Here is a 24,260-nt window from a genome sequence, read left to right on the forward strand (position 1 = left end):
GGAAAAGAAAGCTAATACAAGGAGCGCGCTCGAAACATGCAGACTGATAAAAGTCGATTGAAGCGCTATCAGAAGACCCGAAGGAGAAAACGGAAATGGGTGAGACGTTTCCTGTTTGCATCGATTTTCATGTCGCTTTTCTTGTTTGCTGGCGTATTCCTCGTCGTTAACGAACAACCAAAAGCAGCGGATGCGGTTATCGTTTTGAGTGGAGGTTCTGGTCGGATAGAGCATGGTTTGGAGTTAATGAATGAAGGGTATGCTGATCATCTGATTCTCTCCAACGGATTAAGCTCGGACCTAAAAAAGAAAGCGAATAACGTTCTTTCCTCCTCATCGATCGTGATCGAAGACCAGGCCTCTAGTACGTTGGAAAACGCAATGTTTACAAAGGAAATCATGATGAAGAGAAACTGGCGCTCCGCGATCGTTGTTTCATCCGATTATCATATGAGGCGAGTCAAGTACCTGTTTGATCGAACCTATCGAGGATCTGACATTGAACTAACGTTTGTAGCTAGCAAAAGTCGGCATCCTCACCCACTTAAATGGTGGACAACGAAAGCAAGCAGAAAAGCGACAGTCAATGAATATCTAAAGCTAACTGGCAACACGTTTGGTATGCATGGCGAGAAGGCGAAAGCCGAGTTGAGGAAGATCAATCGATTGTTGTTTTAAGATAAACATATAGGCGGTGAAATAGAGCATGAAGAAGTGGATGTGGGTTTCGTTAATCGCAGTGGCTGTTTTAATCGGTGTTGGTTTTGCAGGATATAACTACGCGCTTAACTTAGCGGCGGAGAAACTCTCTCAGGAACTCAGCAGCAACGAAGAACTATTGAAAGAAATTGAAGATCTTGCTGTTTTGACGCCTGTTCCCGTACAGGATGGGGATACTATGCCAGAGACGATAACAGAAAATGATGCTGAAGTCGATACAACCCAAGTGGGTGAATCAGAGGAACCTGTTTTGGACCAGACAAAGCAAGAAAATAAAGTCCAATTTGAAAACAAACAAGAAGCTGTTAAATTTACAATGAGCCGCTTCTCCGCTTCGGAAATCGCTAAGTTAAGTAAAATGAACGCCTCCGATCTAACACCCGAGGAGAAAAAAGAATTAAAATCCCTCGCGTTTTCTAAATTTTCACCCGCTGAAATCGAGGCGGTAAGGCAAGCTGTTACACAATAGGGGGTCAGACCCCGGTCGAATTTTGTCGAATGTCGGGAGGCAATCACCGGACGTCGCTGATCGTGAGATTTAAATTTTTCAAGTCAAAAATATTGGATTAGAAAGAGCTGCTGTCCTGCTCCAAAGTGGCAGCTTTTTTTGGTAATATACATACACCTACATGTACCTGTAATAATAGAGAAGTGAATGCAGTTTGAGCCAGTCATTCGATTTAATAATTCACTGTTTCGGGCTAGCTGGGATAGATCCTTAGCCATTACAATGTTCTATCAAGACAGCAATTGGCTGGCAATGAAGTAATGTAAAGTGGATGAGTAGTTGTACGGATAAAAATAGTATGAAAAGAGGGGACCATGGCGTTGAATAGTGATGATCGATTAAGACGAATTCAACAGATTACGAGATTTGTATCTAATAATCATTTGCTCGAGCGGATAGAATCTCGTTTAAACGAATTTAACCCGTTTCGCGTATTACAAATCACACACTATGAAATCCGTCATTCTACTATGTTAGGATGGCTCATGAACCCGCAGGAAAGTCACCTATTACGAGATTATTTCCTCAAAAAAGTAATGAGTGAAGTTCTGTGTGGTGATGTGATACAGCAGAATCATCAACTGCAAGTCACCGATATGATGATGAATGATTTTAGTGATGCCGAGGTCTATCGGGAGTGGAAAAACGTGGATCTTGTCGTTGTTTCCAAGAAAAATCAGCTCGTATTATTTTTTGAAAATAAAATCCAAGCTGCGCTCGCTGATCATCAGTTGGAAACGTATTTGAGAAGAATAAAAGAAACTTTTCCCGGCTATCATACCATCCCCGTTTTTTTAACCCTACAAGGTGATGAGGCGTTCCATGATGAATACTATAATCTCAGCCATGTACAGATTCTTGATATTTTGAAACTCGTTCTAGAGATGTATGAAGACAGAATCAATACAAAGATTTTCGACTTTATCACTTACTATGTTGAAACATTGGAGGAGCTTACGATGCAAGACGATCAATTAATTGCGCTATGCAGGGATATATACAGGCATCATAAAGATGCAATCAATGCGATCATTAAGTATGGGATGGTCACGACCTATCATTTTGACGAAGCGATCGAGGAACTAAAAATCGATGTTCTTCGAGACATCATCGATCACGTAACAGAACCTCGTTTTGCCAAAAACGATAAAGAGCATTGGTTTATCCCAGCCCAATTATCTGCGATCCTACCTACACTATCTAATCGATGGAGATCGCCGTATCCGATAACCTATTTTTTTGAACGATATGACAATAGACTTCGTTTAATATTAGAAGTGGGCCCCATCCTTGATGGACAATTACGTTTGGATCTCCTTAATAAAATAGTGGACCATGAGTGTGGGTTGTTCTCCGCAAGAAGTTCCGCGCTATCCAACATGAATGGATCCTATACGAGAATACGAACAAGCGCCATTGATATCACAGATTGGGATGACACCGAATACATGAAAGAAAGAATCATACACTTGCTAAGCAATGAATTCAAATTTGAAACGGTCAATCAAACGCTAGCGGAAATAATCCAAAACTTCGAGCAACTTAAAGGGAGTCAAGAAGTTTAGCTCTGGTGGTAGGGGTCAGACCCCTGTCGAAAATTGCCGAGCCCGACTCGGTCTAATGGGTGGATAGACTGAAAAGGATAGATTTGCTAGAATAGAGTGGCAATTACATAAAGCGAGGTGGCGGCTGAACTCCCCAAAAAGGGGGTGAGGCTTATGACGACATTCGAAGCATTTAGTTTAATCGCTCAGTTTAGTTTAGTGCTAATTGCATTACTAACACTGGTCGTAAGTATTGTCGTCTATTTAAACAAACAGAAATAGCCACCTCTGCTCGCCAAAGTAAGGTGACTATTTCAGTTACAATTTAAATTTGGTCAGCCGCTATCTATGCGGCATGTAGTTGCTCAGTCAGGCGGTCCAACGCCTGACTATTTTAATTTATCCAATAGTGTATTAATTTATACATTTAATTTTAGCATGACTGTATGACGTTGACAATAAATTTCTTCGCATTGGGCGCGACAGCTCTCACATCAGTCGGCATATGACCCTATCGCCTCCTCGGAAATACCTCCTTTGGTAGGGAGATGCCCCTAGCGGATAAATCTGATCATTTTGAGCGTCTATTTGCCCCGATCCCTTCCGATCGTTTCAACCTGCTATCGTGTATATTTCATCGTTTCAAGCTGAAAGGAGCGCTTTTCCCCGTAGTATTTACAACTAGAAATTAAGTGGAGTAGAATGAGGGTTGAAATACCTTTTAGGCCTTCTGTCCATTTTTTTGCTTAACTTATAAGGGAGGTTTCTATGGCGCGCAAACATCGGATCTGGTACCCGGGGGCTTCTTATCATATCATGTGTCGCGGCAACCGCCGTCATGATATTTTTCGGGATGATGAAGATCGTGAGTATTATTTGTCTATCCTTCTTCACGTTCAGAGCAAGTTCCCCCATCTATTACACTCCTACTGTTTAATGACGAACCACGTTCATCTTCAAATTCAAACGAAGGATGATTCCATCAGTAAAATTATGAAAAGAATTAACATGCTGTATTCAATTTATGTTAATCGGAAGTACAATGTTGTCGGTTATTTGTTCCAGGGGCGTTATCGTTCGGAACTGATCGATTCCGATGCGTATCAGCTAGAAACAAGTCGGTACATTCATCTCAATCCTTGGTTACGGTCGATCATATCTTGGGTTACTTTACTCAACCAAGAGCTCAGCGGTATCGTTGGTATGTTGAATCTGGAATGTAGGGGGTCTGATCCCTAGCTGATTCTAGGAAAGTCGCCTATACCTCGAAAAACTCGCCCATAATCGTCGCCTCGCAAAATCGGCCCTCGCGCTCGCCAACTTTTCCCCATGACGACTCCCTGCCCGCCTCTGATCTAACCCCCAGGAGGAAAAAGAATTAAAATCTCTCGCCTATTCCAAGTTTTCACCTGCTGAAATTGAGGCGGTAGGAAAGGAGTGGTGGGTGGTTTTATCTATGTCTGAATGCATTAAACAAACCTGATTTATTTTCCGATAGTAAAGTAGAGGATCAACTAAAAAATAATGGGGGTATGAATTATGGAAGAGTTATTGAGTGTGCTTGTGGATATTAGGAATAGTATAGACAATTTAAATTCAAATATTATAGAGTTAAAAGATTCAGTTAAAGAACTAAGAGGGGACGGATTATATAACTCCATCACAGATGTTTGCGATAAATTGGACACATTAAATAGTATTGACTCGCATTTGTTTTCTATTGACATGAATACTAACAATTTATAAAGAACCGTTTGAACTGAACCAACATTCGGCTGTTTTTAAAGAGATGCGAAGGGACGGAGGACATATGAGGGGATGGGAAGAGGTGAAAGGAGAACGCGATGTGCGAACAAATAAAGAAAGAAAATCCGCAGGCTCAGGTCTCCCCTAAAGCCAATTTTCTAAAGTCAGCTCTTGTTTTTTTCTTGGGGGCAGTGACTGCGGCTATAGTGGTCGTTCCGCTCATGTGGTTTTTTCTAAAGCCAATCGAAAAGGAAACGGAAAAACTTATTTCCAATTCTAATTTACTTTACGAGCATCCGTTTGGAAGCATTTATCATTTGACTTCTGAAAGCGTGATGAAACGATTTAAATCGGTGAATCGGTCAACCATAGATCGTACTTTTATTTTCTCGGATAGTTCCTTGCATTCTTTAAAAGAGGGATTAGGCGTTTTAGAAGCTGCAACTTCCGATTTTGGGGCGGAGTTAACAAATCTCAATATCTTTTTGATTCCGGCTGAATTTAAGTTGAACTCGACTGAATCGGACTTTTACACTCGCGCGTATGTTAAACCTCAGTTGGGGAATGAAAATGTTTTCTTTTCAAAAAATAATCCGAACAAGGATGTGCTCTACCATGAGGTAGCGCACTTTTTTTGGACGAGATATTTTAAAGGCAGCAAGTATGAGGATGAGTACCTGACCTTGCGGGATTTGGACGATCGGTTTTCTTTCGGGGGAGCATGGGATTACAACATAGAAGAGGTTTTTGCTGAGGACCTGGGCTTTATTTTGTCTGGGGAGGATTATGCAGATTATCCGGAGGGCTATCCTGACTGGTTACGGGCTAGAACCCCACGCATTTACACAGCCGCCCCTCAACTAACCAAGGAACGAGCTGATTTATTGGAACAACTTTTTCGATCGGCGGTCCAAGCGGCTTCTTAGGGAAAAGTTATTGCTGAACAAGGGGAGGATTCATTCATAATAGAAGAAGGGGATGTTTTTAGCCCGAATGCAAGCGTTCCACACATTGTTAAAAATATAGGTAATGAGCCAGCTGTGGTATTATTTTACATTTATACAGATGTCAACTTAAATGATACTTAAACTAGAAAAGCTGTGATCAGGGGCGCATATCGATCACAGCTTTAACATTTCATTTAGAATTCTTCAGCAACCTTTGCAACATTCTCCAAACCGTCAGCAATGATGTCTTGCGCGCGATCAGAATACTGATTATGGCCTTCGATTACTACGATTTCAGGATTTTTAATACCCCAAAAGGCAAGGACATTTTTCACATAATTTACGCCCATTTCCATTGGCGCCATTTGTTCAGAAGAGTAGTCAGATCCGCGGGCGTTTAATAAGGCAACTTTTTTGTCACCAGCCAATCCAACTAGTCCTTTATCTGTATATTTGAATGTTTTGCCGGCTTGGAAAAGGTAAGAAATATACGTAATTAACGGAGCAGGTACTGTTAAGTTCCACAAAGGGAAAGCAAACACAACCTTTTTGGCGGCTAAGAATTGGTTTAAGTATTGCTCAACGATATTCACAGCTTTTTCTTCTTCGGCAGTTAACTCTAGACCTTGGCTCCGTTTGTAACCTCCTGTAATAGCTGTATTACCAAAGTACGGAAGATCCAGATTAAAAAGATCTAGTTCAGTAATATCCTCATTTGAATTGGCTTCTTTATAAGTGGTGATAAAAGTTTCATACATTTTTGAACTAATGGCTTGGTCGGCTGGACGATCATTTGCTTTAATAAATAGTATTTTTGACATGATTTTACTCTCCCCTAAATTTTGTCTACTACTATACTTTTAATTAAATAGCTAATTACTTTATGTAAGCTATTTTAGTTTAATAATTATATTTTGTCAACAGGTTGTTAATGAATTCGCATCTTTTCTCCTATAGAAAAGAATCGTATGGGACTCAATGGAAATGGAGATTGTTAATTTGGAAAGATAAGTGTTGATTAAAGAGGAACAAACCAGCCATCGACTGGTTTGTCCTTTTATTCTACCCAAATATCGGCCCACTTTTCGCATTCATCCATCATAGGTTTCAAGGATTTCCCTTTTTCTGTTAATTCGTATTCAATTCGAATCGGCGTTTCAGGGTATACATTTCTTTTGATGATTCCGGCCTCTTCCAATTGTTTAAATCGTTCTGAAAGTACCCGATCGCTAAGATTTGGGATCAAATTGGATACTTCCTTGAATCTTGTCGGACCATTCAACAACACACGGATAATTAAGCCTGTCCATCGTTTGCCCAGTAACTCAAAAGCGGATTCAAATTTAGGGCATATTGTAAAATCCTTCAGTCTAAACAACCTCCAATCTCCAAATTTTTAAATAGTTGCTTGACATAGGTTAGTATAACATAGCAAAGCGCTTGTTAAGAGTAAGTTTATATATAAATACAATCTACCAATAAAATGTAAGCCATTGAGACGTCATCATGTACTATGGCCATTGGTGTAGCACTCATTGGAGCAGGCACACATTCGATTACGTTCGGCAGTGGATTAGCGTTATGATGTTACTATAAAATTCCCTGCAAATGATGCATATGAGCTTTTAAGGGGGGCTTCAATCGGCTATGGCATATGAATGGTAATGGACGCCCTTGAACAATATCCCTCGAGTAGGGGAACCAGATGACAAGATGAATGACTTAAAGGAACATGCAGAACTCTTTCCGTGAAGATCTTATCCGGGTTTATAGGCATGTTTCTACGAAAATCGTATTTTCCGTCTATCAATTTTTGTATTCAATAAGGGTCTATTGTATGATGGCAAGAACAATCGCGCATGTTACGCTAAAATGAATCGGATTTACCAAAAAATACTACGATATGGAAGGATTAATAGAGTTATGCGTAAAATTTATTCGATAGCTTCTTGCTGCATGGTAGGCGTCACCATTGGTCTATTTCCTTTGATCACAAAGCCGAAGGTAGTGCCTGCAATGAGTACCGTCAGATCAGCGCCAACAGAATCTATACCAAATGAGACTGTGGACGACCCTGAGGATCAAATAGAAGAGGAAGAAACATCTAGTGTTTCACCCGGTCAACTAGATGACGTTTCCACGACACCCCCTGTTTCAAAGGAAGAGGAAGCCCCCGCACCAACACCGACACCAACGCCTCAACCTGCGCGGGAGAGGGCTACTGTGGAAACTTCGGTAACAGAAAAGGAAAAAGTAGCGCCGATTCCTGCCCCAGCGCCGAAGAAAGAAGCGGTAAAGGCGCCCTCGCCACCGCCGCCCCCACCACCTGCGCCGATACAAGAGAAGAAAGAACCCGTTATTCCACCGGTTGCCCCACCCACACCTGTGAATCCAAGTTCAGCTGATAAACCGGTTACGAATCCACAGGAGGAACCTGTCGTCATTCCGCCGAATGAACCAAAAGGCAATGCGCCAGTCACTCCAAATACTCCAAAGCAGGATGGAAACGCTCAACGGATCCCACCCGCATCTCATCAAGGAGAAATGCCGCCAGAGCCACCTTCTGTGGAATCAATGGAGGGTAATTAAACTATGAATAAAGCGCTAATGAGGCACAATCTGGATTAGGTCTCGTTGATAAGGTAGATGTCTTTTTCACAAGGATCCCAAAAACCCATAAAGATGCTCAATTCCCTTATAACCATAAATGTTCCTGTCATTGAAGATGAACACATGGAGAAGGGCTACATCATTCTCGGAATCAACGTCTGTCCCGCTGAAATGGTTTTAATATTCAGTTATCATTTTGAAGGTTGTTATTTAAGTGGGAATAATGTACTATTTTGAAGGAAGAATTCCGCGTAGATTCCAGTGGATTGAGACATAAGAGGGATGGTTGAGCGGGGAAAGAGGGGGGTATTCTGTGAGTTTAGTCATAAGGAAATATCTAATTCAACTATGTTTAGTGATACCTATTGCTTTTTTAGGCGGTTGTTCCATAGGGACTTCGGGTGGCAAACTGGAAACAAAGGATCTGCCTCCGATCCTTTGGATGACAAAGACGCTTCCCAATGACCCGGGAAAAGGACTAGTGGATCTTTATGCGAAAAGAAAAGATGAACCTGAACCGGAAAAGTTAGCTAGTAATATCATTCATTATAGTATTGAAGTCTCTGAGGATCATCAGAAGCTGCTGGCGATGGACCAGGAGGAAAATGTAGCGCTTTTTCACGGCGAGGAAAGGGAAAAGATCGGCTCCGATTTATATGCATATGAGTTTTCGTTGGATATGGAACGAGTCATCTATGTAAGCGAAGATCACGGATTTTACGTGAAACAAATAGGCGGCGAAAAAGATAAGTTGTTGAGCAATGTCATCAGCTTTGAGCAGTCGTACATCGGAGGACCGCTTTATGTCTTAACGGATGAAGATGATCTATATCGCATTTCCGACTCAGGGGAGAAGCAAAAAATTGCTTTTGATGTTACGGATTACTACGTGAAAAATCAGGGGAAAACCGTTTTTGCGGGTATGAAAGATGGATCAATCTACGCGATTGAGGATGGCGAAGAGAGAAAAAAGATGATCGATGGCGATACTCAAGTGAATCCTTATTGGATCGACGTATCTCCAACAGGACAATACGTGACTTACGTGGAAACAGTAGTCCATTACGAAGATGGAAGAGGCGAGCTATACATAGTTGATAGGAGTAGCGGTGAAAGGAAAAAAGTTGCCTCGGATGTCATTATTGACGAGCGGTTTTTCGACCAAAAAGGAGAATTCATTTATTACCGAAATACCGATCATGTACTGAACAGTTACCAGATCAAGACAGGCGACAAAGAAAAACTGGCGGAAGGTGTTCAAACATTTCGTTATGAGGCGGCGTCAGATACGCTTACCTATTTAACGAAAAGCGATGAGCTATATGGCGGCTCGCCGGGGAAAGCGATCGAGAAGATTACGGAAGACACTTACTCCTTCGATGTAGCAAAAAATGGCGTGATCTGTTTTGTCACAGCTGATGGCGACTTACGAACGAAGACACCGGGCAAAGAAGCGCTTACCGTCGCGCAAGAGGTCGAATCGTTTGAGTTGCAAAACAATCATCTCTTTTATGTTACAAAAGAAAATAAAGTTTGGTACCGTCACGCGGGGGACACGGAGAGTGTCGTTTACTTAGATAATCTAGAAAACTATTCAAAAGCAAATACCGAATTTAAACATCATTATGGAGATTTTACTTATTTGTATGAACAAGAAGCCAAACTAGCCGATGTTGAAGGGTATTGGACTGATCATACGGATTATCTGAAATTCGAAGCGCTAACAGAGGATGTATTGAAAGTTTCTATCCTAGACAACGGAAGTTCAGAATGGATCGAATCTGTAGATCTCTATCATCAATATAGTAGAGAAGATCAACTGTTTTTTGAAGACGCCCTGTTTACCATCGATTCTACTCATGTGATTAAAGTGGAAGAAGGCGTACAATCTTTTGTTCTCTATCGGATGAGTCAAGGGGAAATGGATGAAATCGTCTCAAGACAATAATGCCTCGGGGGAATTACCCCCTCGGGTAGGGGTCTGACCCTAGTCGAATTTTGTCGATTCTCGGGTAGGGGTCCGACCCCACTCGCCTCGGGATAATGTTGTTAAATCCACTGGCCCTGCCGCGTTTCAACTTACTTTGAAAGTCGATGTCCTTCGAGACACAATGGACCGTATGCTCTTTTCTTATTAAAATAACCGTAATCATGAATTTTCCCAATCAAAGATATCGACTGGCGAGTTTAAGATTGTTCCTTTCAGATCGTCCCATTCGGAGCAACCCGATACATGTAAATAAACAGCGTCCGCCGCGTCTATTGGGTTCGTATAGGTCCGACAAATCATATTTCTAATTGATAATACAAACCAATTGTTCCGTGAATCAAAGTGAATTTCCATTGTCACCTTTTCACTTTTATAAATAAAAATAGGATTCACCACCTTTCATCTAGCGTTTTCAAAACTACTCGCTATCTAAAAGATTAAAATCAGTGATGAATGGTTATAACAATGACCGGTTAGGTCTAAGATGAAGATGATTCTTTAATCAGGTCTACTAGGGTTCATTTACTTTTGTGAAGTTATGTTTATAGCGTGGATGTTTTGATTAAGAGTACCCATTTTAACTTTTAACTGTCATTGCCTATTAAAACTACAAGCATAATCGCGGGGGATAAAGCGATAAGTAATGTAATATAAGGCATGGCTCCTCCTTTCTATTAATCTATCGTGATATCTCTTGGTAATCATTGGGGATAATATTAATATAACAAGATTCTATACAGTATTAATAGTACCAAATTATAAATAAGTCATTCGGACTATCCATGATCCAAGAACATCTCAGTATAGGATGGACAAGCAACGATATCGGTCGATTAATAAGTTGAATCAAACATTCACCTGCCCCTCTATTAGACGATTAAAAGTAATAGAGATGTTTGTTCTATCTATGGTTCTGAATAATCTAAACTTTCAAAAATAGGGGAAGTGTTGTATAGTTAGATTATTACCACAAAATATGGTAATAGTCTCCATCTTATTTTATGAGAGGGTGAATAGGATGAACAAGGCGCAAACAGTCAATACCATCTGTAGTTTTTGTGGAACAGGTTGTGGTCTTTCAGTACAAGTTGAAGCGGGTCGAATCACTAGAGTTAGAGGACAAAAAGAAAACCCATCCAGCCACGGAGAAACGTGTGTGAAAGGATCGTTGGGTTGGCGGTATGTCTATAGTGATCGAAGACTAACCGAACCTTTGGTCCGAAAAGATGGTAAACTCGTACCTGTTTCCTGGGAAGAAGCTTTAAGCGTCATTGCTGATCGATTTTCTTCAATCAAGGCAAAACATGGTCCCGATGTCTTAGGGTGCTTTAGTTCATCACGATCAACCAACGAATTAAACTATTTAGCTCAAAAATTTATGCGCGCGGTCATTGGTTCGAACAATGTGGACAGCTGCAATCGAACTTGACACGCCCCTAGTGTCACCGGTCTGGTGACTGTTTTCGGACAAGGCGCCTCAACCACATCTTACGATGAATTGGAAGAGACAGACCTCATCATTGCATGGGGAAGCAATACGCAAGAATGTCACCCCATTATCTTCAATCATATGCGAAGAGGGATACGAAACGGGGCAAAAATGATTGTGATTGATCCACGTGAGATTACACAGACAAAATTAGCCCATAAATGGCTCCCTGTTCGTGTTGGATCTGATATCGCTTTAGCCAATGCAATGGCCCATGTCATTATTGAAGAAGGCTTGTATAACGAAGCATTCATCAACCGAGCAACCCTCGACTTTGAAACTTATCGCAAACAAATGAAAGCGTATACACCTGAGCGAGCTGAACAGTTAACAGGTGTTTCTGCAACGGATATCCGTGAAGTCGCCCGACTCTATGCGAAAGCGGATAAAGCGATCATTTGTTGGACATTAGGAATTACCGAACATCAAAATGGGACAGATAACGTTTTTTCATTGATAAACTTAGCGTTATTGACAGGACATATCGGAAAATATGGATCAGGACTTAATCCACTGCGCGGACAAAATAATGTTCAAGGCAGTGGAGATATGGGGGCTTTGCCCAATCGCCTAGTTGGCGGGTGGAGCTATGATGATCCGATCGGAAGAAAACTCCATGAAGACATATGGGGAGTTCCTGTTCCAAACACGATCGGGTTAAATCTAACTGAAATGCAAGATGCGATGGTTCGTAAAGAGCTGAAAGCTTTATATGTAATCGGAGAAAATCCGATGCAATCTGAAGCGGATGCAAACTTTGCGAAACAAGCATTTGAAAATTTAGAGTTTCTCGTTGTTCAAGATATCTTAATGACTAAAACCGCCCAAATGGCGGATGTCGTACTTCCTGCGGCTGGTTGGGCAGAAAATGATGGAACAATCACGAATTCGGAACGCCGCGTCCAACGAGTTCGTCCCGCGATTACACCTCCTGGCGTGGCCAAAAAAGATCACATCATTGTACAAGACATCGCCAACAGGCTTGGAGCAAACTGGAATTACCAGTCCGCAGAAGAGGTATGGGATGAAATTAGAAAACTGGCTCCCCAGTTTGCGGGAATCAGCTATCAAAGATTAGATCAAGAGGGAATCCAATGGCCTTGCCTAGATGAATCACATAACGGTACAACATTCTTGCATGATCGTCTCTGGGAGGATGAGGTAGCGGCTAAAGCGCCCTTTATACCTACAGATTATCAACCCCCAGCCGAGCCTCCTGACGAAGATTTTCCATTGCAACTCACAACGGGAAGACGTTTAGAATTTTACAATACGGGTGTGCAAACATCCGATTATGAGAAAATTCGAAATGCGGAGGAGGGGTTGGAAATTCATGCGGAAGATGCGGAGGCTTATCAATTTAACGATGGTGATCCGGTCAAAGTTAGTTCTCGACGCGGACAAGTCCTAACCAAAATCAAGATAAGCAAAAAAGTTCCGCGTGGTCTCGTTTTTATGACTTTTCATTTTCCAGATCAAACCCCAACAAACGAACTTACGATTAACGCAACCGATCCCTTGTCAGGCACAGCTGAATTTAAATCAAGCGCCGTTAGAATTGAACACGTAAAATAAAACACACGCTAGTAAAAAGGGACACTGTTATCAGTGTCCCTTTTTACTGTTGCAACATCGTCAAAGAGTAGCTAGGTGAGTAATCCTTAAGCTACTCTTTGACATAAATCCAATTCATATTTCATTTACTACTTTTGTTTGCTACGATTTTGCTCATTGACTAAAGCAGTAAGTAATTTCATCCTCATCCCATCGGATAATCGACTCCACAACCTGACACTTATCTTCATTGGCTGCCTCCTTGTTCATTCCTAGCCCAGTATTAGATCAGTCAATGTGAATTTTTCAAATTAGACAAGTTTCTGCATTGAATCTAACTACCATATTGATAGCTGTCGTCATGTAGGGTACTAACTATCCGCGATGAGCGCAATTACCTTCAATCATCAATCTAGTCAAAATAATAATCTAGTCCGACCTACCCTTTGAACATTCTGAAATTTACATCAGTAAGGTTCTGCTTAGACACAAGTATTTTGCAAAACGTCTGATCATGTACTTCCTTTTATCCAACCCCTCCCCTTGAATATTTTTCCATTTATTATATATCGTAAATCATTTATTTTCAATATCAAACTATGAATCTAACTGAATCAGCGGTTGAGGAGAACGTTGGGTGTATCTTGAATGATTGATCATTCTTGGGTTCACTAGCCTCCTTAAACTCGCCCATAAGCTGCGCCGACGCGAGTTCCGCCTCCGCTTTCGCATCCCCACAACCCCCACCCACAAAAACAAAAATAGTCACCGCTCCTTTTTCAGAAAAAGGTGTAGTGACTATTTGTTTCCGCTCGCGCTATTCAATTACTAACTCATGACCGGGTAGGCCATGACTTCTCCGTTGATTTTCAGTCCGATGGGTTCGCCTGGTTGATAATGGTGTGTGCCGAGTAGGCGCACTTGAATTTCGTGACCGCCGAGGTGGTCGTCTAATTGTAAATGGACCAGTGAATCGTGACCGAAAAATGTGGTTTTGAGCACGCGACCCGAGACGGTGCCGTTTGCTGGTTTACCGATTACGAATTGTTCAGGGCGGATCATGATGACCGCTTTATCACAGTTTTTCAGGCAAGTTTCCGCGACGGGGAGCAGGTCTCCGAGTGGACATTCAACGATGTTTCCATCGCAAACGGCCGCTTCAAGAATGGTCGCTTCCCCAATAAATGTCGCCACGTCAATGTCGGCCGGATACTTATACAGCGTGACGGGGTCTGACGTTTGGATGCAGGCCCCACTGCGCATGACCGCGATCACGTCCGCCATCGAGAGGGCCTCTTCCTGATCGTGGGTGACAAGCACAGCCGTTGCGTTGATTTCTTTTAGGGCGGTTTTTACATCCTCGCGTAAAGTCGCTCGCAAGCCCGCGTCTAAGGCGCTGAATGGTTCATCGAGCAGCACCAACGATGGAGAGGGGGCCAAAGCTCGGGCTAAGGCGACCCTTTGTTGCTGGCCACCGGATAGTTCATGCGGCATCCGCTCGCCTAATCCAGGAAGTCCAACCAATTCCAGCATTTCATCGATCCGTTTGGACCGCTTTTCCCTGCGCGGCAAGCCGAAGGCGATGTTTTGGGCTACCGTAATATGCGGGAATAACGCTCCTTCTTGCGGCACGTAACCGACACGTCTTTTTTCAGGGGGAAGATTCAAGCCGTCTCCAAACACCTTTTTCCCGCCAAGTCGTATTTCTCCGCTGTCGGGAATTTCAAACCCAGCAATACACCGCAGCAATGTCGTTTTTCCGCACCCCGATGGACCTAACACGGCAAGCATATGGCCTGCGCTCACCTCTAAGTTAACCTGATGCAGCGCCTGCACATTCTGAAATGTTTTATTAAGATTTGAAATTTGAAGCTCAAACATGATCAACCCTCTTTTCTATTCGTAAATGAACGCATCGTCAGCAAGTAAACAGGCAACCCTGAAATTAAAATTAACAACGCGGCGTACGGAGCTGAAGCGGCAAATTCGGCATTGGCCGTATGTTCCCAAATCGCGACCGCTAACGTGTTCACGCCAGTAGGGCGCAGCAATAGGGTTGCAGTCAGCTCTTTCATAATTTGTAAAAAAACGAGCGCGGCTCCCGCCCCAACCCCCGGGGTAATCAGCGGCAGCGTGACTTTGAAGAAAACCGTAATCGGCTTTTTTCCCAACGTGCGGGCTACTTCCTCCAACCGCTCAGGCGCTTGTTCCATCGCTCCGCGGATCGATGATTGGGCAAGCGGCAAGTAAAGCATCGCGTAGGCGATCAACAGGAGGGGAGTCGTTTGATATAACGGATTCACGTACCGAACCGCGAAAAAGACAAACGTTAAACCGATCACAAGGCCAGGTAAGCAATGTATAAAATAGGGTAACCGATCCGCTAAAGATGGGAAAAATCCGCGATAGCGAATGGATAAGATCACTAAAGGTAACGCAAATAAAATGGTGATTAAGGCCCCGCTAAATCCAAACGTGAGCGTGGAATATAAAGCGGACCAAATTTCATTTGTCGGAAAAGAGACCGATGTCCCCGTGATGAGCCAGTAGGCGAGTGTGCCAAAGGGAACAGCCACGCCTAAAATCCCCAAAATCGTTAAGCCGAGCAAGACAAATGGTTTACTCCATCCGAGTTTGAGCAATGTTTGAGCCCGCGGCGCCCCTTTTCCAATACTTACATAACGGGATTTTCCGCGAACAATTAACTCCATAGCTAATATTATCACACATAGTAACAGTAAAACAGACGTTAACATGGCCGCCGACGCGCTGTTGAAGACGACGTTGTACTGATCAAAGATCGCTGTTGTGAACGTATCAAAGCGTAACAAGGACAGTGAGCCAAACTCTGCCAACATATGGAGCGCAATCAGTAATGCCCCGCCGAGCAGAGATGGTCGTAATTGCGGCAAAATCACACGCCAAAACGTACGCCATTTGCCAAGTCCGAGCGAGTGCGCCGTTTCTTCAAGGGCTGGGTCCATCCCGCGTAACGCGGCGGAAACGGGCAGGTAAACAAGTGGATAATTGGATAAGGTCAAAATCAGCACCGCCCCGCCAAACCCTTCAAGCTTCGAGCTAATCGAAATCCAACTGTAACTGCTCACAAAAGCGGGCACGACAAACGGCAAAGTGACGATAATGTTCCACACTTTTCTGCCTGGTAAGTCGGTCCGTTCAATAAACCACGCCGCTGACACGCCGATCAAAACGCATAGAATTGTTACACTGATATCGAGTTTCAACGTGTTAATGAGTAATTCGTAAACGCGAGGCCGAAAAATCAAATCGAGCGCTTGCTTCCAGCCCGCTTCTTTGGCTCGCAAAATGACATATAGGATAGGCAAGGAAGAAAGGACAATTAAGATAAATACGGGAAAAAGGAGCCACGTCGGACGTTTCTTCCGTGACCCCTTTTGTTTCTTCCCGAATAATGGCCGTTTTACTGATTGACTGGCCATTTTATAGCAAGCCGACCTCTTGCAATAGGTCCAGCGTCGCTTCACCATTACTGAACTCGCCTAAATCGAGCGTGCCGTTTGGCGGTGTTAATTCAGAAAATGGCTTTAACCCGTGTGTGTCCACCTTTTGGTTAAGTGGGTATTGCGCGCTGACGTCTGTTAAAACTTGTTGTCCTGCCTCACCTGTCGCAAATTCAATAAACTTTTGCGCTGCTTCCTTATGTTTACTGGATTTGAGAATCGCTACCCCCGATACAGAAACCATATCGCCAATGTCATGCGTTCCAAAGAAATACAACTTTGAATTCATGTTCTCCGCGCCTTTTTCGCGCGCTTCCTGATCCCAATAGTAGTTATTGATCAAAGCGACCGCAATTTCACCGCGTTCAACGGCTTCGAGCGCCATCTTATTTTTCTTATAAATCTTACCGTGTTCTTTTAAACCTTCCAAATACGCTTTTGCCGTCTCTTTGCCTTCTGTCTTAATCAAAGCCGATAACTGCATTTGGAATGCCCCGCTCGATGGCACAAAAGCGACTTTATCTTTCCATTCGGGTTTCGCAAAATCAAGCGCCGACTTCGGTAAATCCGCTTCATCGATCAATTCCGGGTTGTATGCAACCACACGCGAACGGGCGAGTAATCCCGTCCAGTTGCCATTCGGATCGCGGTATTCCGCTGGAATCGGTTCAAGCGCTGGATCATCGATTTTTTCAAGCAAATCTCTTTCCGCTAACATGAACAGAGGCGTTGTTTCCTCGGTATAAATGAGGTCCGCTGGCGATTTATCGCCTTCTTCCACGATCTGGTGAGCAAGCTCATTGCTGGACCCTTCACGTGACACAACTTTAATGCCCGTTTCTTTCTCGAAAGCTTCTATTAAAGCGATCGTAGCGTCCTTATGCTGCCCATTGTAGAGGGTGAGCGTGGTTTGTTCCTCTGAAGTTGCGCCGTCGCTGTTTCCATCTTTGTTGCCTTGTTGATCCGCATTGCCGCCACCGCACGCAGTAAGAGAAGTAACGAATAAGACCGCTAAAATGCTGGCAAAAATGCTTGATCGGGTGAATTTAAATGCCTTCATGATAATCCCCTTCCAATCAACATTGATAATTATTATCATTCTTAATTACAATTAAACTAGTTGTACACTCATCTGTCAACAACTTTTTACACAAAAACTACATTAAACTTATTGTTAGCGTTATCAGTGTCGTTATTCGATAAAATCTGGATTGATTGGCCGTGGAAATGGGGGCGGGGTGTGTGGGTCAGGGGATGTGCGTGTGAGCGGGGACAAGGGCGGTTTGATGGGGGGCGGGGGATTGATGCGCGGTGGGAAAAGGTGATTTGATGTGCAGTGGGAAAAGGTGATTTGATGTGCAGGGGAGAGTGTTATTGGGGGGAAGATTGGAATCATGTTCGGTGGGAAAGGTGATTTGATGGGGGCGGACGTGTACCCTTTTTGGTGGCGGGTGAGGTGAGCGTCGTTGGGAGGCGGTTCGGTTGGAGTCGTGTTTGGTGGGCGATCAGTTTGTAGGCGGACAGTCATTGTTAGGCGGTGGAAGACGTTGGGGAGAACGGCTACTTTTGCAAGGGGGCGGGACTATCTCTGGGAGAGGGCGGGTAGCCTTTTTAGTGGTGGGGACGTCTAGGTTTTTAAAGTGGGTCAATTTCGAGGCATCATCTTACCTCTTTTACTAAATGATGTTGTGGGTGGATTTGGAGAGGTTACCGTAGTTGACGAAAGTCCACGTATTGCAGGGTAGGCATTCAAACCTTGGGTGCATAGTTGTCAAAAGTCCACTTAACATGTGGGAGATCAGTGCGAAATCAGCGGTTGCGTGTTCTGTAAGGGTCGTACCTCCCGTTCCAGCGTTCACCCGCAACGATCCTCGTCTGTAGAGGTCAAAACTCCCGTTAGGAGTGTTGAATCGATCGAAATCAGCGGTTGCGTGTTCTGTAAGGGTCGTACCTCCCGTTCCAGCGTTCACCCGCAACGATCCTCGTCTGTAGAGGTCAAAACTCCCGCTAGGAGTGTTGAATCGATCGGAATCAGGGGTTGCGTGTTCTGTAAGGGTCGCATCTCCCGTTCCAGCGTTCGCTCCGCAACGATCCTCATCTGTAAAGGTCAAAACTCCCGTTAGGAGTGTTGAATCGATCGGAATCAGGGGTTGCGTGTTCTGTAAGGGTCGCATCTCCCGTTCCAGCGTTCGCCCCGCAACGATCCGCATCTGTAAAGGTCAAAACTCCCGTTAGAAGTGTTGAATCGATCGAAATCAGGGATTGCGTGTTCTGTAAGGGTCGTACCTCCCGTTCCAGCGTTCGCCCGCAACGATCCTCATCTATAAAGGTCAAAACTCCCGTTAGGAGTGTTGAATCGATCGGAATCAGGGGTTGCGTGTTCTGTAAGGGTCGCATCTCCCGTTCCAGCGTTCGCCCCGCAACGATCCGCATCTGTAAAGGTCAAAACTCCCGTTAGAAGTGTTGAATCGATCGAAATCAGGGATTGCGTGTTCTGTAAGGGTCGCATCTCCCTTTCCAGCGTTCGCCCCGCAACGATCCGCATCTGTAAAGGCCTCAACTCCCGTTCCAGCCACCACCCTAGCTCCTCGTCCAAGTCTTCGGCCCTCGGCCCAGGTCCAGCGTCCCAGCCGCGGCTTCTGCCTCCGATCAGCCGACCGCCCAATCGCTTGTCCTTCCATCTCAACCCGCCCCGCCCCGCCTCGCAGCCCTTCCCCCAAGCCTCCCAGTCTTAATCGGGCATCCTTCCCCTGGCCACGCGTCCCTATTTTGGACACAACAAAGCCACCATTTTCATCAGTAAGCGATGTGGGAGGTGAAAACGATGGCTTACGTTTATTTAACCATAGATAGAGGCATAGTGGAAGTGACAAATTTGCGAAGAAGGGGTCGCATGACGATGCAATCTACGCAATTGCAGCATTATTTACCGATGATCCGAAGCTTACCGAATGAGATTGAAAAAAGCGATCTAATCAATGCGAGATTTCTAATGGAAAGAAGTGGTCCGCTTGAGATGTATTATGCGCCGCACAATGAATACGTGAATCGTGGGGCTCGGCTGGTAATTGTGGGGATTACGCCGGGCTGGACTCAGATGAAAGCCGCTTTTGAGCAGGCAAAACGGTCAATCGAAAAGGGGGCGTCTACCACTGAAATTGAAATCTTGAAAAACTCCAAGCGAGCGGCTCGTTTTTCGGGAACAATGCGCAATAACCTTATCGAGATGCTCGATCAATGCGGGGTCCAGACTCCTTTCCAGCTGGGAACAAGCGCGCAATTATTCAACGATGAATTGCCCCTTTTACATACGACATCCCTCATTAAGTACCCCGTTTTCATCGATGGAAAAAACTACAACGGTCACGCCCCCAAAATTGAGCAATCTTCATTATTGATTGAATATGCTTTTCATCACTTTCCGCAAGAGATCGCGCAGCTCAGTAAACAGGATCCATTATTGATCGTTCCGCTAGGCAAAACGGTGAGCGCGACGCTGCAAACGTTAATCGCTCAGGGGAAAATTGGCTCACATCACTTTTGTTTGTACGGTTTTCCGCATCCATCGGGGGCCAACGGTCACCGTAAAAAGCAGTTTTCGGAGGCAAAACAGCGTTTGCAACAGATCGTCCAAAACTACTCGTCTAAGGCATTAAGGTGAACAGGTGATCACGAGTATCCGAATTGTAGCTCCCCAGTATATAAAAAACAGCCCTAAACCTCGACTAGCGTTTTTTAGGGCTATTTTTGTTCTTGGTAAAATTGATATTGATTTTTCCCTTTTAACTTGGCATTGGCTAAAGCGATGTCGGCGTGTTTGTACAACATTTCCGCGTCGACGCCGTGTTCTGGCGCGAAGGCGATCCCGATACTGACGGTGACCTTCGCTCCGTTCAGAAGATTAAAGTTTTGTTCTTCGCAATACGCTTGCAACTTTTCGATAAAACTGGCCGCTAGCTTTTCCGCTTGTTGTGGTGTGGCGGAAGGGAGGATGACTGCAAATTCATCTCCGCCCCAACGGAACACCGACTCCTTTTTACTAATGAGTGACTTCATGCGGGCCGCAACCCCTTTTAACAAATCATCTCCAACCTGGTGTCCGAACGTATCGTTAATCAATTTAAAATTGTCAAAATCAAGTAACAGCAAGGCTGTTGTCCCCTGATTTTCGCCCAGTGTGGAGGAGAGTGTTTCATTAAAAGCAGTCTTATTTTTTAACCCGGTTAAATTATCGTGAAAAGCGAGATAGATGAGTTCCGTGACCCGCTTGGATATTAAATGGGATAAGCCGATCGTGATCAACAAAATAATCGTCAAACGAAGCAAAAACATTTTTTTATTATCATTTAAAATAGCGAGCAATTCTTTTTTGTTGTGTACAATTTCCAACACTTTGTTGCGGGTGGTCCCATTGTCGAGTTCAGATACATAATGAGAATATCGGTATGTAGCCGGTTCGCCGCGCCAGTTTTCTTTTACTTCCGTTGTCTCTTTGGTGGCCAGCGTCTGTTCGAAAGCTTCTCTCCTTTGCGGGGACAGCTTGTTTTGCTCAGTGTCTGGTTGACCGAACGCAATTCCGCCAATATTTAAAATATGAATGCTATTAATCGATGGATACTTTCTTTTCCACCTCTCCAAATTTCCCAAAAGATTAAATTCCGTAAAAATAGGGGTATCCTCGAGTGAAAGGCTAAGTTGAATTAAATATTTTTTATCGGCTGTCGCCATGTAGCTGTACTTTTTTACTTTTCCTGAACTTTGTTCGATATCCAGCATGTCCGTAAAAAAGCCGCCCGCCGCTCTTCTTTCATCTAGAGTTCGGGCCAATTTTTGGCAGCAATCGTTGAAATCGAGGCCGATATCTGTCGCGTGGCTACTATGTGTGATGATATTCCGTCGATTGATCATATAAATATCAAAGCCAAACTCATTTTTTAGTTGGTCAAAATCCCATCGGTCCAGCTCCGAATTTTGGTCATATCGCGTAGCGAGATCGCGGGAAACGATTTCCATTTCTTCGGCCATTTTTTCTCCAAATAAAAAATATGATTTTTCGACGGTTTGAATGGAGTATTTTATAATCGCTTCCATACTTTCGATTTGGAACTCGTTGCTTGTAATCTCTTGTTGCCTCAATTTAAAATAGTCCATCGTCGCTACGGTAAAAGAAATGAGAACTGCAAACAGGATCATGATCATAGATAATCTAAATCTTACGCGTGATTTCACCGAACTCACCCCTTTGACGATGATCTTCAACTAGACTCATAGGGCCTTTTGGACTAATCCTAATGCACTAAGGATGGCCCCTTTATTCTATTCGATTTAAAAGGTTTGTCAAGGGGGAATGGTGTTAAAATTTATCGTGTCAACAAGCTGTTTCTAGGACGTAGCGTCCTGAAAATTTTAGGTTGTAATTGTCGTTTTTAAGGAGTTTTGTTATCCCAAATTTTATAGCAGTTGATGGAGAGGGGACTCCTTCATATAAAAAGGATGTTTTCAGTTTTAGCGATGAGTTAGGTCAAAATTTATTTGCAATGTGGGTTGTTCGTTGTAAGATGAGAATAATGGCGTTATAGTTAGTCAATTTTGTTGATAGGCGGTGAAAAATACGGTGAAAAAGTGGTTGTGGGGGTTGATGATTACCCTCGTCATCGTTTTGGGCGCGGGTTTTGCGGGCTATAACTTTTTCATGGAAAAGGCGGCGGAAAAACTATCCCGAGAATTGTCGAGTAACGAGAATCTGATGAAGGATATTGAAAAATTTGGCGTCGCGGCTGGATCGTTGAGTGAGGATGAACAATCGAAGGAACAGACAGGAAACGAGGGTAGCGGGGAACCCGATTCGGACCAAGTGGACGCGGATGGCGGGGCGAGTGGACCTGACGATCAATCAGCTCCAAATCCAGCATCATCGACATCGGATCCGAACAGTGAAAAATCGAATGCGAGCAAAACGGGTAACAGTGGCGCAGGTAAAAACGCCAGCGGTGGCGGGCTGCAATTTAAAAGTAAGCAAGAGGCGGTAAAGTTTGTGATGACCCGTTTCTCGGCTTCGGAAGTTAGTCGATTAAGCAAAATGTCCGTTTCCGATCTAACCCCTGCGGAAAAACAGGAATTGAAGGCGCTCGCCTATTCCAAATTCTCTCCCGCCGAAATTGAAGCCGTGCGAAAAGCCGTTTCCCAATAAGCAACACCGATTAGACGTAGGCAACACGAAAAAAGGGAATCTTGGCCCATGTTAGCCATAGGCTCACGTGAAGCGCTAACTTCATGGAGACGTGGCGGGGGCGACGAGCAACGCGGGTATTTTTTACCCGCCCGCTCCCAGGGGATCCAGCTGTCGTTCGGGGGGGGCCCGCCGCCCGCCATCCGTTTTTGTAACGGGAGTCTGGACCCTTACAGCGCGACAATCCTGTAAACATAGATCTATAACGGGAGCTGGGCCCCTTACAGCCAAGTTATCCATTGAATCCGCGATTTCATTCGCGCGTAGAGGTCAAAAATCCCTTTACAGCGCTCAATTCCACCTCCCTCTATTTGTAACGGGACTTGCGACCTTTACAGCTCTGCGCCCACAACTTGGTTTAGTAAAAGTCGAGGGTAGGGGGAGCTCATGCGGAAAATCGGGACCGCCGCGTCCATAGTTGTCAAAAGTCCATCTAAGTCGTTGCGTGTAGGCCAGTCCGCCCTAGTTAGTTGACGCAAGTCCACTTAACCCCCCCATCCAGAATCCCTCTCTTCATCAATCCTCTCCTCTTCCTGCGCCAATCGGCGTCATGCATGGCCCGCAAGAATCCCCGACTCGTCCCCAGCGAACCATCGACCTTCCTCAATTCCCCCTTTCCGCTTTTCGCAAAAGATGGGTATAATAAAAAATAGCATGATCGTCAAAACGGCAGGCAATCAGAAAGTAGAGGGAGTGTGCGTGTTGGAGACAGTTTACATAGGCAAGACGAAAGATGTGTACCGCAAAGAAGATGGGAATTTTCTATTGAAGTTTAAAGATGATGTAACCGGAACGGATGGCGTTTTTGATCCGGGGGCGAATACGGTTGGTCTAACGATCGAAGGAGCGGGCCAAGCGGGGCTGCGGCTCACGCAATTTTTCTTTGAAAAAATCAATGCGGCGGGCATTCCAACGCACTATATCGATGCGGACATCGAGCAGGCGACGATGACGGTGAAGCCGGCTCAAATGTTTGGCGAAGGTGTTGAAGTGATTTTGCGTTATCGGGCGGTCGGCAGTTTTCATAGACGTTATGCAAAATATTGTAATGAGGGCGACGCGCTCGCTGGCTACGTGGAAGTCACCTTGAAAGATGACGATCGAAATGACCCGCTGATCACGGCGGACGGCCTTGAGATGCTGGGTATCATGACCAAACAAGAGTATCAAACGTTAGTGGAGTTTACGAAGCAAATAGGGGAGATTGTAAAAGGGGAGTTAGCTAAAAAGGAGCTCGAGCTGTACGACATAAAATTTGAATTTGGCCGCGTTGGCGAAGACAATCATGTTGCCCTGATCGATGAAATTTCGGGGGGAAATATGCGCGTCTATCGCAATGGGGAATATATCGAACCGCTTCAGTTGGAAAAGTTAATGTTTTAATTCTAGATAAACGGAAAAAAGCCTATCGCATATAAAATGATAGGCTTTTTCGCGCTTG

The 24,260-nt window shown here is 44.2% G+C and carries 21 protein-coding genes and 1 pseudogene; 15 read left to right on the forward strand and 7 right to left on the reverse strand.

Annotated elements, in window-relative coordinates; all coding sequences use genetic code 11:
- Window positions 1–36: 36 nt before the first annotated feature.
- The 7 genes from BEP19_RS14425 to BEP19_RS18010 all read left to right on the forward strand — a co-directional run bounded on the left by BEP19_RS14425 (window position 37) and on the right by BEP19_RS18010 (window position 5,606).
- Entirely contained in the window at window positions 37–678 is a 642-nt protein-coding gene (locus BEP19_RS14425; RefSeq protein WP_120190607.1) for a YdcF family protein, read from the forward strand.
- 28 nt (window positions 679–706) lie between these two features.
- Window positions 707–1,189: a hypothetical protein gene (locus BEP19_RS14430; RefSeq protein WP_120190608.1), complete on the forward strand. Its 483-nt coding sequence runs from the start codon at window positions 707–709 to the stop codon at window positions 1,187–1,189.
- A gap of 353 nt (window positions 1,190–1,542) precedes the next feature.
- Window positions 1,543–2,793, forward strand: coding sequence for a PDDEXK-like family protein (locus tag BEP19_RS14435; protein WP_120190609.1), 1,251 nt, complete (start codon window positions 1,543–1,545; stop codon window positions 2,791–2,793).
- A 153-nt stretch (window positions 2,794–2,946) separates the two neighbouring features.
- Complete coding sequence (locus tag BEP19_RS18005; RefSeq protein WP_245983574.1) at window positions 2,947–3,054, forward strand: putative holin-like toxin; 108 nt, start codon at window positions 2,947–2,949, stop codon at window positions 3,052–3,054.
- 486 nt (window positions 3,055–3,540) lie between these two features.
- A complete protein-coding gene (locus BEP19_RS14440) occupies window positions 3,541–4,011 on the forward strand; it encodes a transposase (RefSeq protein ID WP_245983580.1) in 471 nt (156 codons plus the stop codon).
- Window positions 4,012–4,709: 698 nt separating this feature from the next.
- Window positions 4,710–5,444, forward strand: a complete 735-nt coding sequence (locus BEP19_RS14450; RefSeq protein WP_147393805.1) for a hypothetical protein — start codon at window positions 4,710–4,712, stop codon at window positions 5,442–5,444.
- A 9-nt stretch (window positions 5,445–5,453) separates the two neighbouring features.
- Window positions 5,454–5,606 (forward strand): cupin domain-containing protein, encoded by a 153-nt coding sequence (locus tag BEP19_RS18010; RefSeq protein ID WP_342767425.1) that lies wholly within the window; start codon window positions 5,454–5,456, stop codon window positions 5,604–5,606.
- A gap of 53 nt (window positions 5,607–5,659) precedes the next feature.
- Here the strand turns inward: BEP19_RS18010 and BEP19_RS14460 are convergent, their stop codons facing one another.
- Complete coding sequence (locus tag BEP19_RS14460) at window positions 5,660–6,286, reverse strand: FMN-dependent NADH-azoreductase (RefSeq protein WP_120190612.1); 627 nt, start codon at window positions 6,284–6,286, stop codon at window positions 5,660–5,662.
- Between the two features lie 236 nt (window positions 6,287–6,522).
- Window positions 6,523–6,834 carry a winged helix-turn-helix transcriptional regulator gene (locus BEP19_RS14465; RefSeq protein ID WP_120190724.1) on the reverse strand — a complete coding sequence of 104 codons (312 nt, stop codon included), beginning with the start codon at window positions 6,832–6,834 and terminating at the stop codon, window positions 6,523–6,525.
- 647 nt (window positions 6,835–7,481) lie between these two features.
- On the opposite strand from BEP19_RS14465, the gene BEP19_RS14470 reads away from it, so the two are divergent.
- The 4 genes and pseudogenes from BEP19_RS14470 to fdhF all read left to right on the forward strand — a co-directional run bounded on the left by BEP19_RS14470 (window position 7,482) and on the right by fdhF (window position 13,129).
- Complete coding sequence (locus BEP19_RS14470) at window positions 7,482–8,054, forward strand: hypothetical protein (RefSeq protein ID WP_147393806.1); 573 nt, start codon at window positions 7,482–7,484, stop codon at window positions 8,052–8,054.
- A gap of 334 nt (window positions 8,055–8,388) precedes the next feature.
- Entirely contained in the window at window positions 8,389–10,023 is a 1,635-nt protein-coding gene (locus BEP19_RS14480; RefSeq protein ID WP_120190615.1) for a hypothetical protein, read from the forward strand.
- Between the two features lie 1,060 nt (window positions 10,024–11,083).
- Window positions 11,084–11,245: pseudogene (locus BEP19_RS18185) on the forward strand (hypothetical protein); the annotation flags it as partial.
- Window positions 11,222–13,129 carry a formate dehydrogenase subunit alpha gene (fdhF, locus tag BEP19_RS18190; protein ID WP_281269304.1) on the forward strand — a complete coding sequence of 636 codons (1,908 nt, stop codon included), beginning with the start codon at window positions 11,222–11,224 and terminating at the stop codon, window positions 13,127–13,129. The pseudogene BEP19_RS18185 and the gene fdhF, both read left to right, overlap by 24 nt.
- 807 nt (window positions 13,130–13,936) lie before the next feature.
- On the opposite strand, the gene BEP19_RS14495 is transcribed toward fdhF, so the two are convergent.
- From BEP19_RS14495 to BEP19_RS14505, 3 genes are read right to left on the reverse strand one after another with little or no spacing between them, the layout of a single operon-like run.
- A complete protein-coding gene (locus BEP19_RS14495) occupies window positions 13,937–14,989 on the reverse strand; it encodes an ABC transporter ATP-binding protein (RefSeq protein ID WP_120190617.1) in 1,053 nt (350 codons plus the stop codon).
- Window positions 14,990–14,991: 2 nt separating this feature from the next.
- On the reverse strand, window positions 14,992–16,617 hold the full coding sequence (locus BEP19_RS14500) for an ABC transporter permease (RefSeq protein WP_245983582.1): 1,626 nt from the start codon (window positions 16,615–16,617) through the stop codon (window positions 14,992–14,994).
- Window positions 16,571–17,650, reverse strand: a complete 1,080-nt coding sequence (locus BEP19_RS14505; protein WP_120190619.1) for an extracellular solute-binding protein — start codon at window positions 17,648–17,650, stop codon at window positions 16,571–16,573. The genes BEP19_RS14500 and BEP19_RS14505 overlap by 47 nt, the downstream gene beginning before the upstream one ends.
- Window positions 17,651–18,072: 422 nt before the next feature.
- Between BEP19_RS14505 and BEP19_RS14510 the strand changes: the two genes are divergently transcribed.
- The gene (locus BEP19_RS14510) at window positions 18,073–18,270 is read left to right on the forward strand and encodes a hypothetical protein (RefSeq protein ID WP_120190620.1); all 198 of its coding nucleotides are present in this window, start codon (window positions 18,073–18,075) and stop codon (window positions 18,268–18,270) included.
- Between the two features lie 637 nt (window positions 18,271–18,907).
- Here BEP19_RS14510 and BEP19_RS14520 read toward each other — a convergent pair.
- Window positions 18,908–19,276 carry a hypothetical protein gene (locus BEP19_RS14520; protein ID WP_147393807.1) on the reverse strand — a complete coding sequence of 123 codons (369 nt, stop codon included), beginning with the start codon at window positions 19,274–19,276 and terminating at the stop codon, window positions 18,908–18,910.
- 138 nt (window positions 19,277–19,414) lie between these two features.
- Here BEP19_RS14520 and BEP19_RS14525 point away from each other — a divergent pair, with 138 nt between their 5' ends.
- Complete coding sequence (locus BEP19_RS14525) at window positions 19,415–20,251, forward strand: hypothetical protein (RefSeq protein ID WP_245983584.1); 837 nt, start codon at window positions 19,415–19,417, stop codon at window positions 20,249–20,251.
- Between the two features lie 80 nt (window positions 20,252–20,331).
- On the opposite strand, the gene BEP19_RS14530 is transcribed toward BEP19_RS14525, so the two are convergent.
- A complete protein-coding gene (locus BEP19_RS14530; RefSeq protein ID WP_120190623.1) occupies window positions 20,332–21,819 on the reverse strand; it encodes a GGDEF domain-containing protein in 1,488 nt (495 codons plus the stop codon).
- Between the two features lie 385 nt (window positions 21,820–22,204).
- On the opposite strand from BEP19_RS14530, the gene BEP19_RS14535 reads away from it, so the two are divergent.
- Together BEP19_RS14535 and BEP19_RS14540 are read left to right on the forward strand one after the other, a co-directional pair.
- Window positions 22,205–22,780 carry a hypothetical protein gene (locus BEP19_RS14535; protein ID WP_120190624.1) on the forward strand — a complete coding sequence of 192 codons (576 nt, stop codon included), beginning with the start codon at window positions 22,205–22,207 and terminating at the stop codon, window positions 22,778–22,780.
- Window positions 22,781–23,521: 741 nt separating this feature from the next.
- Window positions 23,522–24,202 carry a phosphoribosylaminoimidazolesuccinocarboxamide synthase gene (locus BEP19_RS14540; RefSeq protein WP_120190727.1) on the forward strand — a complete coding sequence of 227 codons (681 nt, stop codon included), beginning with the start codon at window positions 23,522–23,524 and terminating at the stop codon, window positions 24,200–24,202.
- Window positions 24,203–24,260 lie beyond the last annotated feature (58 nt).

The organism is Ammoniphilus oxalaticus (assembly GCF_003609605.1).
Lineage (GTDB): Bacteria > Bacillota > Bacilli > Aneurinibacillales > RAOX-1 > Ammoniphilus > Ammoniphilus oxalaticus.

Coding starts and splice junctions, on each gene's coding strand:
- BEP19_RS14460 (WP_120190612.1), bottom strand. CDS start 6,286: ATGTCAAAAATACTATTTATTAAAGCAAATGATCGTCCAGCCGACCAA.
- BEP19_RS14495 (WP_120190617.1), bottom strand. CDS start 14,989: ATGTTTGAGCTTCAAATTTCAAATCTTAATAAAACATTTCAGAATGTG.
- BEP19_RS14440 (WP_245983580.1), top strand. CDS start 3,541: ATGGCGCGCAAACATCGGATCTGGTACCCGGGGGCTTCTTATCATATC.
- BEP19_RS14470 (WP_147393806.1), top strand. CDS start 7,482: ATGAGTACCGTCAGATCAGCGCCAACAGAATCTATACCAAATGAGACT.
- BEP19_RS14525 (WP_245983584.1), top strand. CDS start 19,415: ATGGCTTACGTTTATTTAACCATAGATAGAGGCATAGTGGAAGTGACA.
- BEP19_RS18005 (WP_245983574.1), top strand. CDS start 2,947: ATGACGACATTCGAAGCATTTAGTTTAATCGCTCAGTTTAGTTTAGTG.
- BEP19_RS14500 (WP_245983582.1), bottom strand. CDS start 16,617: ATGGTGAAGCGACGCTGGACCTATTGCAAGAGGTCGGCTTGCTATAAA.
- BEP19_RS14430 (WP_120190608.1), top strand. CDS start 707: ATGAAGAAGTGGATGTGGGTTTCGTTAATCGCAGTGGCTGTTTTAATC.
- BEP19_RS14435 (WP_120190609.1), top strand. CDS start 1,543: ATGGCGTTGAATAGTGATGATCGATTAAGACGAATTCAACAGATTACG.
- BEP19_RS14425 (WP_120190607.1), top strand. CDS start 37: ATGCAGACTGATAAAAGTCGATTGAAGCGCTATCAGAAGACCCGAAGG.
- BEP19_RS14505 (WP_120190619.1), bottom strand. CDS start 17,650: ATGAAGGCATTTAAATTCACCCGATCAAGCATTTTTGCCAGCATTTTA.